This window comes from Alteromonas sp. 4NH20-0104 (genome assembly GCF_057547795.1).
This window is the reverse complement of sequence record NZ_BAAJLP010000001.1, coordinates 328,226-341,615: the sequence shown is the minus strand read 5'-3', so window position 1 is coordinate 341,615 and position 13,390 is coordinate 328,226. Positions and strand designations below refer to the sequence as shown.

The 13,390-nt window shown below is 49.5% G+C and carries 8 protein-coding genes; 4 read left to right on the top strand and 4 right to left on the bottom strand.

Annotated features, from left to right (window positions below):
• Nucleotides 1–30: 30 nt before the first annotated feature.
• A complete protein-coding gene (locus AC27IB_RS01535; RefSeq protein ID WP_487118473.1) occupies nucleotides 31–2,571 on the top strand; it encodes a M1 family metallopeptidase in 2,541 nt (846 codons plus the stop codon).
• Between the two features lie 467 nt (nucleotides 2,572–3,038).
• On the opposite strand, the gene AC27IB_RS01530 is transcribed toward AC27IB_RS01535, so the two are convergent.
• Complete coding sequence (locus AC27IB_RS01530) at nucleotides 3,039–3,281, bottom strand: DUF2798 domain-containing protein (RefSeq protein ID WP_487118434.1); 243 nt, start codon at nucleotides 3,279–3,281, stop codon at nucleotides 3,039–3,041.
• A 110-nt stretch (nucleotides 3,282–3,391) separates the two neighbouring features.
• Here AC27IB_RS01530 and AC27IB_RS01525 point away from each other — a divergent pair, with 110 nt between their 5' ends.
• Nucleotides 3,392–4,282 (top strand): LysR family transcriptional regulator, encoded by an 891-nt coding sequence (locus AC27IB_RS01525; protein WP_487118432.1) that lies wholly within the window; start codon nucleotides 3,392–3,394, stop codon nucleotides 4,280–4,282.
• Here the strand turns inward: AC27IB_RS01525 and nhaA are convergent, their stop codons facing one another.
• On the bottom strand, nucleotides 4,283–5,524 hold the full coding sequence (nhaA, locus tag AC27IB_RS01520; RefSeq protein ID WP_487118430.1) for a Na+/H+ antiporter NhaA: 1,242 nt from the start codon (nucleotides 5,522–5,524) through the stop codon (nucleotides 4,283–4,285).
• A 131-nt stretch (nucleotides 5,525–5,655) separates the two neighbouring features.
• Here nhaA and AC27IB_RS01515 point away from each other — a divergent pair, with 131 nt between their 5' ends.
• Complete coding sequence (locus AC27IB_RS01515; RefSeq protein ID WP_487118428.1) at nucleotides 5,656–7,908, top strand: putative bifunctional diguanylate cyclase/phosphodiesterase; 2,253 nt, start codon at nucleotides 5,656–5,658, stop codon at nucleotides 7,906–7,908.
• Nucleotides 7,909–7,962: 54 nt separating this feature from the next.
• Here the strand turns inward: AC27IB_RS01515 and AC27IB_RS01510 are convergent, their stop codons facing one another.
• Both AC27IB_RS01510 and AC27IB_RS01505 read right to left on the bottom strand, forming a co-directional pair.
• Nucleotides 7,963–10,290 carry an acyl-CoA dehydrogenase gene (locus AC27IB_RS01510; RefSeq protein ID WP_487118426.1) on the bottom strand — a complete coding sequence of 776 codons (2,328 nt, stop codon included), beginning with the start codon at nucleotides 10,288–10,290 and terminating at the stop codon, nucleotides 7,963–7,965.
• A 285-nt stretch (nucleotides 10,291–10,575) separates the two neighbouring features.
• Entirely contained in the window at nucleotides 10,576–11,481 is a 906-nt protein-coding gene (locus AC27IB_RS01505) for a LysR family transcriptional regulator (protein ID WP_487118424.1), read from the bottom strand.
• Nucleotides 11,482–11,708: 227 nt separating this feature from the next.
• Between AC27IB_RS01505 and AC27IB_RS01500 the strand changes: the two genes are divergently transcribed.
• Nucleotides 11,709–13,388 (top strand): DUF1302 domain-containing protein, encoded by a 1,680-nt coding sequence (locus tag AC27IB_RS01500; protein ID WP_487118422.1) that lies wholly within the window; start codon nucleotides 11,709–11,711, stop codon nucleotides 13,386–13,388.
• Nucleotides 13,389–13,390 lie beyond the last annotated feature (2 nt).

Genomic DNA, 13,390 nt, shown 5'->3' with positions numbered 1-13,390 from the left:
ATGAAAAGACTCTTATCCTGGGTCTCCTGCATGGTTATGCTGGTGGCAAATGTTGCCTCAGCAAAAGATGTAGACTATCGGCTACCTGGCGCCATTAAGCCAACATTTCAACAGATCCACCTAAATATCGACCCCGATCAGCCTGCCTATTCCGGGGAAACCATTATTGAGCTGAATATTACCGAAGCGGTAACCAAAGTCGGCTTTTATCAAATGGATATTCAGGTGACCAATGCTGAGCTTCGCCAGGGGAACCGGATTTATCCGCTGCGGATCAGCGAAGGCGATTACAACATTAACTGGGGTCACAGCTCTGCAACCGTTCCGGTAGGTACTTATGAGCTGGCCATCAGTTTTGAAGGCAAGGTAAATACCTCTTCAGACGGTATGTACCTGTCCAGCTTTGAGGGACGCAATTATATCTTCACGCAGTTTGAAGACATGCATGCGCGTAAGGCATTCCCGAGCTTTGATGAGCCGGCGTTTAAAATTCCTTACCAAATGACCATCACCACACCGGAAAAACAGGTTGTGGCGTCAAATACGCCGGTGGAAAAGCGCACGGTAGAAGACGGTATGCAAACCGTTACCTTTATGAAAACCAAGCCTATGCCAACCTACCTTATCGCTTATACGGTAGGTCCGTTCGACAGTGTGGAAATGGAAGGGTTGTCGGTGCCTGGCAAGCTATATGTGCCTAAGGGTTATGCCGATAAAACCAAATTTATTGTAAAGCACACACCAGAAATTCTCGAATCACTGGAGAACTTCTTCGGGATTGATTACCCGTACCGCAAGCTGGATTTTGTGGCGGTACCTAACTTTACCCACGGCGCCATGGAAAATGCCGGTCTGATCACTTATCGCGACAGTCTTTTATTGCTCGAAGACGAGCCGGGTCTGGCCGAGCGTTCAGCACCGTTAAATGTGGTAGCTCATGAACTCGCACACCAATGGTACGGTAATCTGGTGACCATGGCCTGGTGGGATGACTTATGGCTGAACGAAGCTTTTGCCTCGTGGATGGCCAGCTATGTGATGATGGAACTCTATCCGGAACTGAACTTTAAGGATCGAATCATTCAGGAAGGCGCGTTTGGTGCCGATGCCAGCCCTACGGTTAAGCCGGTTAAGAAGATAGTTCGCAGCCAGCCTGATGTAATGGACGGACTGGGCCTTAACTACTCTAAGGGTGAATCTATCCTGCAAATGATTGAGTCGCTGATTGGTACGGAAAACTTCCAGCAAGGCGTTCAGGCTTATATGAAAAAGCATGCCTGGGGCAATACTCAGGCCGATGACTTATGGGCAGCACTGGATGAGGTATCAGACTTCAACCTGAGCAAAATGATGAAAGCCTATCTTGAACAGCCGGGCTACCCGCTGCTGGACATCGACAGTGACGGCACTATTGCACAAAAACGTTTCCACCTGGCCGGTGCCGACGTGAAAGAGCAAACCTGGGCCGTACCGCTGAACATCAGTTACAAAAAAGACGGCAAGATCCACCGTGAGATTGTGTTTGTCGATAAGACGTCTACCCGTTTACCGCAGCTGGCTGAGGCCGATTGGGTTTTCCCTAACGATAATGCCACCGGCTATTTCCGCTGGAATATCCCGGCTGCGCAGATGGATAACCTGCTGGCTGATTTGGATGTGCTGAACAACCGTGAAAAGAAAAATGTGCTGTATAACATGCAGGCACTGTTAAACGGTGGTGAAGCAGGCATCGACAGCGTGATGAAAGTACTGAATGCTATGGCTCAGGATGAAGATCCGGTGGTTATTCGTGCGTCAGTGGGCACGTTGGCTGGCTTCCTGTATCTGGTCAATGATGACAACGAAGCGCAGTTTGCCGAACTGCTCAACGAAAAATACATGCCACTACTGGAGAAGCTCACGCTGACTCAGTCGGAAGATGATGATGAAAGTGTTATCAGGCTGCGTACTCAGCTGTATAGCTTACTGGGCCGTCACAGCGACAATGAAGCGCTGGTTAAGAAAAGCAAAGCGCTGGCTGAACAGTATCTGGCCGATACCGGCAGTATGCCAAATGGTATCGCCAGAACCGCTTTGAGCGTAACAACCATGGGAACGGATGCCGATCCGGCCTGGTTTGACCGCATCATGAAGGTGTTTGCCGACAGCAAATTACCAAACGTGAAAAATACCTTGCTTTACTCCATGGGGTATGAAGATCCGGCCATGATCAACAAGCTGCTCGATCTGGCACTTACCGATAATGTCACGCCGGCCAATACCATCAGTATGCTGGGTAGCGTGAGACGTAATCTGGATGACCACACGCCATTTTACGCCTGGTTAAACGATAATGCCGAGGCAGTACTGGAAAAAATGCCGGATTATCACGTATCGCGGATGCCTGAATTTATCGCAACTACCTGTGATGCCGATAACCTCGCAATGGCCATTGAGTTCTACGGTCCGATTAAAGACCAGCACGAAGGCATGGCCCGTAGCTACGACATTATGATGGATGAGTCGAATCAGTGCCTGCGCCTGAAAGAGACTTACCAGAGTAAGTTTGATGCATTCCTGAACGGACTGTAATCAGACAATCAGTTAGCAAAAAGCCTCCATCCGGAGGCTTTTTTTTGCCCAACCAGCTTAATTAGCTGGTTATTATTCAGGATAAAATATATTAACTTTATTACTAGCGGATTATTAAGCCAGATGTTTTAGCATGGTTGTCGGAGTCGCCGACCTCGACCAGAGGGTGTTGTGCGACCCGGTGACCGTGAACCACTCTGGACTCCCCGCAGCCCTAAACAGTGAAAAGCGTCATCGTCCCTGACAGAACAAACTAGACCGTCAATGACGGCACATCCTTGTGCCCCATCGACTGAATCCTCATCCATGATGATTCTTCTAGTTTGTTATGTCTGCCAGTGACGATGACAACACTGTAACAGGGCACAAATTTTGTTCTTTCTTCGACTTAAATAGAACTAACCCAAGGCAGGTGTGTAAGCCAATCTTCCCCTGAGAAAGATTGTTTATTAGGTTAATATGAAAGTTTATTTTTCTGCCGGCACTTCCTGCATGATCAAACGGCCAACTATCCGTTTAACCATTGGAGCGACGACCATAATGGTGGGAAAGGCAATGGCGAATGTCATTGGCCATGAGACCAGCCAGCGTAATAATAAGTCATCGACCAAACCAATATTGATAGTGGTGACGACCAGCGACATGATCCCCGACATAAAAAAAGCCATAAACAGGGCGAAGACAACCGGTGCAAAGCGTGGATGGATCATAGTAAACAGGTTCCTGTAGTGGTCGGGTGTAGCAACAATTCTGACCTTGTCAGTTTATTACGTTACATTTATGGTATAAATGTCTAATTTATTAATCTTAAATTACTAAAATGAAATCATCTCTTGACGATATTGCGCTCTTTGTACAGGTGGTCAAACATGGCAACCTGGCCGGAGCGGCCAGATATGCCGGGTTGCCACCGGCAACGGTTACGCGCAGATTGCAAAAATTAGAACATGCATTAGGGGTAAAACTGCTGCACCGATCTGCCCGAAAATGTGTGCTGACTCAGGATGGTGAAGCGTATTTTGAAGCTTATGCTGAACTGGTTGGGCGCTTTGAGGCTGCGCAGCAGCAGTTAAGCGATGAGTCACAAAAGCTCGAAGGTAAAGTAAAGGTGCTTGCGCCGGTGAATATATCCCATGGCGTACTGGGCCCAATGTGGACCAGCTTTACCAGGGAGTATCCCCGGATTGAGCTGGAACTGCATTTAAGTAACCACCCCATGGACATGATAGAGATGCAGGCGGATCTGGCGATACGCATTGGCAGACAGGATGATTCTTCCCTGTATCAGCGTCGTCTTGGTTTGATTGAAAACGTGCTGGTGGCCACCGATAGCTACATTGCGCGTTACGGAATGCCGGAGAATCCTGCTGAGTTATCGGAGCATGAGCTGATTGGCTTAAGTATGCGGCCTAAGTGGCAACTGCATAACGAAACCAACGGTCAGTCTTTTACGCTTTATCCGCGTTGCCGGGCTCAGGTTAACGATCCGCTAATGGTGAAGTATTTTGTTCGAGATTCCCAGGGCATTGCACTGGCGCCGTTAACCGAAGTCAAAGAAGAACTGGCGCGTGGCGAGCTTATCCGCGTGCTACCTGAGTGGGGCGGCGAGGTCAGGGATATCTTTGTACTCTGGCCGGGGGGCAAGCTGCTGAGTCAACGGGCGAAATGTTTACGCGATTACATTTACCAGTATGTTCAGCAGCATTTTTAATTAGTTTGCCTGGTCCGGGCTTTGTTCTACGGTCGGGAGGTCTTCCTCAGTGGGATGCACTGGCTTACCGACGAGGTAGAGTACGATAAAGCCCAGCACGGCAGACACCGCCGAACCGGCAAGAATACCTACCCGCTCATCAAAAATCTGGTTGATCCCGGTCTCCTGAAACGCCAGACCACCAATAAACAGGCTCATGGTAAAGCCAACGCCGCACAGCAACGAGCAGCCGTAGATATGTTTGAAATTGAGATCAGAGGGTAATGAGGCCAGTCTGAGTTTGACTATCAACCAGCAAAACGCAAATACACCAACCTGTTTACCGACGACCAGACCTAAGAATATGCCCCAGGTCACCGGGTGGAAAATCCCTTCCGGGGCAATATTGCTGAAATTAATTCCGGCATTAGCGAAGGCAAAGATAGGAATAATGGCAAAACTTACCGCTGAATTCAGTTCATGTTCGAGCCGTACTACCGGCGAATTATCCGGATTGCGCTTTTCTCGCATGGGAATGAAGGCAGCCAGTAATACGCCTGCCAGCGTAGCATGTACCCCCGATTTTAACAGTGCTACCCACAACACCACGCCAACAATAATATACCCGGGTAAGTCGACCACATTACGCTTGTTCATGAGCCATAAAACCAGGAAACACCCCGCTGCAATCATAAGGGCGACTTCGGTGATGTTGTCGGTGTAAAACAAGGCAATGATGACGATTGCGCCAATGTCATCAATAATGGCCAGGGTAACCAGAAACACCTTAAGACTGGCGGGCACGCGCTTACCCAGCAAAGCCATGACCCCGAGGGCAAAAGCAATATCAGTGGCGGCCGGTATCGCCCAGCCAGACAGAGCGGCGGGGTTACCCCAGTTGATACCAACATAAATCAGTGCAGGAATAATCATGCCGCCTATTGCACCACTGGCGGGGAGCACAATGTTTTTAGGGTTGGCCAGCTCGCCTTCACACACTTCCCGTTTTAGCTCCAACCCGACGTGGAAGAAGAAGATCGCCATCAGGCCATCGTTAATCCACAGCAGCAACGGTTTATCAATCCTGAAATCACCGGCGGCAATAATAACCGGCATAGACACCAGTTTATCGTAGTAGAAATCGATAGGCGTATTTGCCACCACTAACGCGAGGGCGGTGGCTATCATCAGCAGAATGCCGGCTGAAGACTCGCGCTTTAGAAAATTTTCCACTACTTCGGTAATTTCATTTATCTTTTCCACACATGCTCCTGCCTTGCTAAATCAATTAGTTATTACGTTTACCAGCTAAAGATAGATTACTCCAACCGGGATGAAAGTTTAAGCAACAATGCATGGTCTATAAAGCAAAGGAACGAAAGGGAATGGCTCTTATGCAAAATGAAAAACTCGTATCGCGAACTCGGCAGGTTTATCTGATTATCGTTTTTCTGGGCGTGTTACTGGCGGTAGGCGTGTATGGCCTGGCCGCCAGTGTGCAGAGCAAAGCGAGTAAATATATGGAAACTGACCTGGCTATTTTCAGTCAGGTACAGCAAATAGGCATGTTGCTTAGCGAGCAGGAACGCTTGTTGTATGAATATTACGCTACTGAAGAGTCGTCTTTATATGATGTGGGGTATTTACAAAACTTCAATCAACTGCGCTCCACTCTCAATGATATGGCGGGTGCTAATCAGTTTAACGCAACTGTAACCGATATTTCTGCTTACCTGGTCGCGTCATCAGAGGTGGCAGAAGCGCTGCATAAAAACCTGATGTCACCACAAACTCAGTGGAATTTGTCGCGCGCCCAGTTAGAGCAAATCAGTCAGTATCGCCGGGCAGTATTACCGTTGCTCAAAAAAATAGAAACGGCGACTAACAGGTCGGTTAATGATGGCTACCTGTCTATTATTGAATTGCTGGAGATCACCGTTTGGGTGGTCGCATTATTTTCCCTGGGGATAGCTGCTATTAGCTTTTATCTGGGGCGTTATGCTGCCCGCTATATCCGGCTAAGTACCGAAAATGAAACACTGGCATTGTTTCCCAAGCGCAACCCCAACCCGGTGATCAGAATTGATGCCAGGGGCCGGCTGTTATATGCAAACCCGGCAGCGGACGAGCTGATAGAACAGCTGTACCCCACAGACCAGCACTCAATGGCCAGCTTTCCGGCGCCATTAACCGAAGCGTTAACCCTGGCCAGCAGTGGTGGCGAGCTATGCGCACAGACTATTCTTGAAATGGGCCAGCGTTTTTACGCCATTCAGAGTCACTGGATTAGTGAGCATCAAACCTACGATCTGCATGTACGGGATATCACCCAGCGTCATCGCGCGGAGCAGGCGCTGGAACATCAGGCGTTCCATCATCCCGTGACAGGCATTGGTAATCGCAGCTATCTGGAGAGAACGGCCAATCAGTGGATTGCCAGGCAACAAACATTCAATGCGGTGATGATTGATGTAACCGATTTTAAATTACTCAGTGAAAATTTTGGCCTGGCCGATGCGTTGGCCTGTATTTATTCGGTGGGCTACTTTTTACAAACCAGTATCGAGCAATATAACAGCGTTAACAGCGAGGCTGATGATGTGTGTTTATTTCACGTAGCTGATGCCTGTTTCATGGTGTTGGTGAAAGCCCAGGGGCCAGCTCACCGACTGGCTTCATTACTGAATATGCTGCGCACTAAACTGGCCGATACCATTGATACCCCTATGGGTGCCATGCGCTTTCATGTGACGTTTGGTGTCAGCGATTACCCGGTGCACAGTGTAGATTACAACACGCTGTTGTTGCACACCAATATTGCCGTGGAAATAGCGCTGAAAAATAATCAGGCTGTACATTATTTCAATGCCGATGACGGGGCCTACCATCAGCGCCGGTTAACCATTACCCGGCGTCTGGAGCAGGCCTTAAAAAATGATGAATTAACCCTTTACTATCAACCCAAGCAACAGCTTAGTGATGGAAAAGTGCAAAGCTGTGAATGTTTGCTGCGCTGGTTCGATAACGGTGAATTTATTTCTCCCGGGGAATTCATTCCCGTCGCTGAGCGCAGTGGTCTTATTCTGGTGCTCGGTGAATGGGTACTCGACAGTGCGTTCAGGCAAGCCCGGCAATGGTATGAAGAAGGTCGGCAGGTGCAAATTGCTATCAACATTTCTGCGCGTCAGTTTCTACAACCGGGGTTTGCAGAGTCTATTGCGAATCGTCTGCGTGATTTTGATATTCCGGCCTCACTGATTGAGCTGGAACTAACCGAAACCTCCATTATGGATAACCATCAGGTAGCCAGTGCGGTACTGGTTGAATTGCGTGCACTGGGCGTAAGTTTATCGATTGATGACTTTGGTACGGGCTATTCGTCGCTGGCTTATTTAAGCGCTTTCCCGGTGGATAAGGTGAAAATTGACCGTTCTTTTGTGAGTCAAATGGTGGATGCTCCAAAACAGCAAGCGATTGTATTAACCATTTGTCAGCTGGCCCATAACCTGGGCTTAAAAGTGATTGCTGAAGGGGTGGAAACCGATGTGCAGCGGCAATTGCTCCATCAGTACGGCTGTGACTACCTGCAGGGCTATTTATTTGCCAGACCGGTACCGGCCAGTGAAGCCGTGAATTTGTTTAACTAAACAAACGGCGCCTTATGGCGCCGTTTGAGGATAGTTGCGAAATATCCCGGTATCTCAGGCTGCGTCACTCACTTTTGCAGCGTTGCCCTGTGCCGGGGTTATGCCCAGGTCAAAGTCAAACTCATCGACATTAACCACCTTTCTGCGCAATGCATCGGCGTCGGCAATTTGAGCGGCTTCAGCTTCGGTAATTACGTTTTCTGCCAGCGCTTTGTCGCGTAACTGGAAGATACTGCCTTTACGCGGCAGGGTTTTAGCCTGTTGAGCTGCTTTGACTTTGGCTGCTAACGGCGCGAGTGCGTCGATGGCATCCATAGCCTGGTTAAGCACGGCAACGGGATCGTCTTCATTTGTTCCCACATAACACATGGGTGTAATAGCATCACGAAGCGATTTATCCTGACACAGATTCAGCGCTAACTGAGTTTTGAGCTTGTCTTTTGGTGGTGTGTAACTGCTGCCCCAGGGGAAAATCAGCCGTTGAATTAACGTGCCCACTACAGGGTTAGAAATATGACGGCAGTAACCTTTAAGCGCTACCTCACAGTTATACAGCGATTGCTGGATGAGATAATCGACAATCGGTTGTTCCTTCGCCTGAGCCCCACGGCTGTAGAAGTGCTTCAGTACCGCTGAAGACAAATACAGTTCGCTTAATACATCCCCTAAACGGGCAGATAGCATTTCACGGCGCTTGAGTTCACCACCGAGCATCAGCATGGCAATGTCAGAACAAATGGCCAGCGCTTTACTCATGCGGCGGATTTGCTGGGTGTGGCGTTTATTGGCATCGTTTTTCGGCGCTGATGCGAAACGAGCACCGGTTAACCCGTAACCGAAAGCGGTGAAAGCGTTACCCAGCGCAAATTTGATATGTTTGTACAACAGTGGCTCGAACTGTGCCAGACCGGTTTTAAAGTCTGGTTCAGCGGCTGCTACCATTTCGTCAAACACGTAGGGGTGACAGCGGGTAGCCCCCTGACCAAAGATCATCAGGCTGCGGGTAAGGATATTTGCCCCTTCAACGGTGATGGATACCGGCATCGCCATATACAGTGATGCCAGGTAATTATTCGGCCCCATCTGAATGCCTTTACCACCATGAATATCCATGGCGATATTGATGCTTTGACGGGCCACTTCGGTCATGTGGAATTTAGCTATAGCGGTGACCACCGCCGGTTTCTGACCTAAGTCAATCGCGCCGGCTGTAAGATGGCGTACTGCTTCGGCCTGATAAGCATTAGCGCTTAACTGGGCGAGTCCTTCCTGAACACCTTCAAATTCGTATAACGAGCAGCCGAATTGCTGACGAATACTGGCATAAATGGCAGTGGTCTGAGCGCTTAACTGAGCATTACCGGTAGACAGGGCAGGCAATGAAATACCGCGACCGGCAGATAAACACTCCATCAGCATACGCCAGCCTTTCCCTGCATAGTCCGGCCCGCCGATGATCCAGTCAATCGGGATAAAGACGTCTTTGCCGCGGGTGGTGCCGTTCATAAAGGCTTGTTCAAGTGGCAGATGGCGCTGGCCAACTTCAACACCCGGGTGGCTGGTAGGGATCAGCGCACAGGTGATACCGATACTTTCTTTATCGCCCAGCAGTTGGTCAGGATCGTACAGTTTAAATGCCAGGCCCAGTACAGTGGCAACCGGAGCCAGGGTAATGTAGCGTTTGTCCCAGTTAAGACGGATGCCGAGGGTTTCTTTGCCGTCATATTCACCCATGGTGATCACACCGGTATCCGGGATGCTGCCTGCGTCAGACCCTGCTTCAGGGCCGGTTAAGGCAAAACAGGGAATATCGGTGCCGTCGGCGAGGCGTGGCAGCCAGTAGTCTTTTTGTTGTTGCGTGCCGTAGTGACTCAGCAGTTCGCCCGGACCGAGTGAATTAGGCACCATCACGGTAACCCCGGCACTTACCGAACGGCTGGCGATTTTAGACACAATGGTCGAATTGGCCAGCGCAGAGAACGCCTTACCGCCATACTCTTTAGGTATGATCATAGCAAAAAAGCCTTTTTCCCGCATATAGCGCCAGGCGTCTTCAGTGAAGTCTTTGTCTTTGTGGATCACGTCAAAGTCGTCGATCATGCTCATCAGTTCATTGACTTCGTTATCCAGAAACGACTGCTCTTCGTCGGTTAATTGAGGCAGTGCCATGGAATACAGGCGCTCCCAGTCAGGCTTGCCGGAAAACAAGTCGCCTTCTACCCATACCGAGCCGGCTTCCATAGCCTCCCGCTCGGTCTGGCTTAGTGGTGGCAGTACTTTTTTGAAGAGTTTAAAGGCGGGGCCGGTGACCCATTGTTGGCGCAGTGATTTAACCTGAAACAGGACGAAAATCAGTGCCGCGAGAATAATCCAAAAGAGCATAATCAATCCCCTGAGTGTCATTGGTGAGGCAAATCCCGATTTAAACATATGAATTAAATGGGTGTTTGAATTTTGCGAATTTAAACACTTGTTTTAATTATCGTCAATCAACAAATTTGTCGACGCGTGCAAAAACTTCATTGCACTGGAGCAAAGTGATGGGTATTCAACTTACTAATTCGTAATATAAAATGATGAAAATGGGCGTGTTTTCGCGGGCACTGCCCTGCGGACCAGGCAGCTCGTCGGATGAGCTGCTGCGAGACAAAATTAACAGATTGGCAGTTACGCCTGATTGGTCAACTGGCTCTTATATTCGTGAACTACGGCTAAAAACGCACTAAGCAGGGGAGAATGATCGTCTTTTAAATAAATACAACTGAGATCCACGGTGGCGTTATCCGGAATCCCCCCAAGAGGAATGTATTTAACGCCGGGAAGTTGCAGCACACTGGCTGAGCTGGGGATCAGGCAAAAGCCAAAGCCACCGGAAACCAGCGCAATACCGGTAACCGCGTCGATCACTGTTTGAGTGATGTTCATGGTGACACCAGCTTCCTGAAACACCCGTGAAACCAAATCCACGAAGTTGGGGCGTGCGCCCTTCGGGAACACGACAATGGGTTCGTTATCCAGTTCTTTAAGGTTGATTAAGGGTTTCATAGCCAGCGGGTGGTCGTCCCGCACCGCTACCATGAGTTTGTCCTGCAGGATCATGGTGGAATCGATATCCGGTAGTGGCGCAAGCAGGCGGTTAAACCCCACGGAAATCCTTTTTTGCCGCAGCGCTTCAATCTGTTCCGCTTTACTCATTTGATGTAGAACAATATTTACGCCTGGGTAGGCGGTCTTAAATCGCTTGAGTATGTCCGGAATTGTGTTGAGGATACCAGAGCCAAAAATGGCCACGTCGAGACGGCCTAACTGCCCTTTTCCCGCCCGTTGTGTGCGCTCTTGCGCCTGTTCAATAAGACTCAGAATATTGCGCGATTCATTTAAGAATAACTGACCTGCCGAAGTTAGCTCTACGCCTTTAGCGGTGCGCTCAAACAGCTTTACCTGGAGTTCGTCCTCGAGCTGCTGGATCTGCCTCGTCAGAGGGGGCTGAGAGATAAATAATCGCTTTGCTGCGCGGCCAATATTGCTTTCTTCGGCAACGGCAACAAAGTAACGGATCTGACGAATATCCATGGCAGACTTTCCGGTTGGTTTAAATTGGTAATACCTTAAAGGTATCAATCAGGGCCGTCAATAGTATTGGAAGGTAATTAACAGCAAATATACATTTCGTTCACAACGCGTGATTTATCTATATCCAACCTATTTGGTGTTGCAGAGGTTCGCTGTAACGTCAGGCTGTGAGGTGAGGTATCCGGGTCGCGCAACTCAGCATAGTGAAACATTCGAGGAGGAACGCTATGAATGAAGTGTGGGTGAAACAAAACAACAAAAAGTTGCCTCGCAACGCACTCGCCGCAGCCGTTGCCCTGGGCCTTTTAGCCTCAGCGCAATCCCAGGCTGCAACCATCGATACGGGCAATCGCGACCTGCGTGTTCGCTGGGATAACACTGTTAAGTACAGTGCTATGTTCCGCGTGGCACCGGCCGAGAGAGACGTGGCAGACGCATCAATTGGTCCGCAAGCAAATACCAATGATGGCGATTTAAACTTTGATAAAGGCTTGGTCTCCAGTCGTCTGGATCTGTTTTCAGAGTTCGATCTTCGCTACAAGCGTCGCTATGGTATGCGCATCAGTGCCGCCACCTGGTATGACTCGGTTTATCACGAAAGCAATGATAACCCCGGTTATTACGATGGGGCGCTGGTGAATACCCAGTCGGTGCCAGCCGGTGAGTTTGCCGACGAGACCCAGGATTTACACGGCCAGTATGGCGAAATTCTGGATGCCTTCGTGTACGGCGGCTTTAACGTCGGTAAGAAGTCAATTAACCTCAAAGCCGGTCGTTTTGCCCAGCTTTACGGTGAGAGCCTGTTCTTTGGTTCAAACGCGGTGGCCGGTGCAATGACCGGGCTGGATTTAGCCCGTGCGTTATCGGTTCCTCAGTCTGAGTTTAAGGAAGTGGCACGTCCCACCGGTCAGTTCGCTGCCCAGTTGCAGGTAAATTCCAAGTTGACCCTGGCTGCCTACTATCAGTTCGAGTGGCGTAAGTCACGTTTGCCTGCAGCGGGCAGTTACTTTGCTTTTGCCGACTTTGTCGATAAAGGCGGTGAAACCGTTATTCTTGGCCCCGGCGCTATCGTGCACCGCAGTGAAGACATCGTTGCGGATGATTCCGGCCAGTTTGGTTTCCAGGCCCGTTACAAAATTGATGACTACGAAGTAGGTTTTTACGCTGCGCAATTCCACGACAAAATGCCGCAATTTTATGTGCGTCCGGGCATCAATGTGCAGGATGGCGGCATCGGTGATTACGCTCAGGTCTTTGCTGAAGATATCAAGGTGTATGGTCTTAGTGTGAGCACCCTGGTGGGTGAAACTAACGTGGCAGCTGAAATGTCGGTTCGTCAGGATATGTCACTGGTAGCCACAGGTAACACGGTGATCCTGCCGGGTAATACCACGGCTGATGGTGACGACAATTCGGCGTTCCCGCGGGGAGATACATTCCACTTTAACGCCTCGATGATCACCATTTTAAATGAAAACAGCCTGTGGGATGCAGCCACCTTTATTGGTGAGTTTGCCTTTAACCGCCGGTTAAATATTTCAGAAAATGCCGATCAACTCGATCCGCTGGCCACCAAAGACGCCAGTGCTATTCAGTTTATCTTTACACCGGATTATTTCCAGGTGATGCCGGGCCTTGATATGCAGGTACCTATTGGCTTTGGTTTTGGTATTGAGGGGCGTTCATCGGTCAATGGGGTGTTATTCCCATCAGAGCACGGCGGTAACGTGAGTGTGGGGTTAAAAGGCGACTACAACCGCATGTGGCGCTTCTCCATGACTTACAACAAGTATCTCGGCGATGCCGGCTCTGTGATCCAGTATGACGCGCCAGTACCTACGCTTTCTTATGAAAACTTCCACGGCGATCGTGACTTCATTTCGTTGTCAGTACAACGCACCTTCTAACG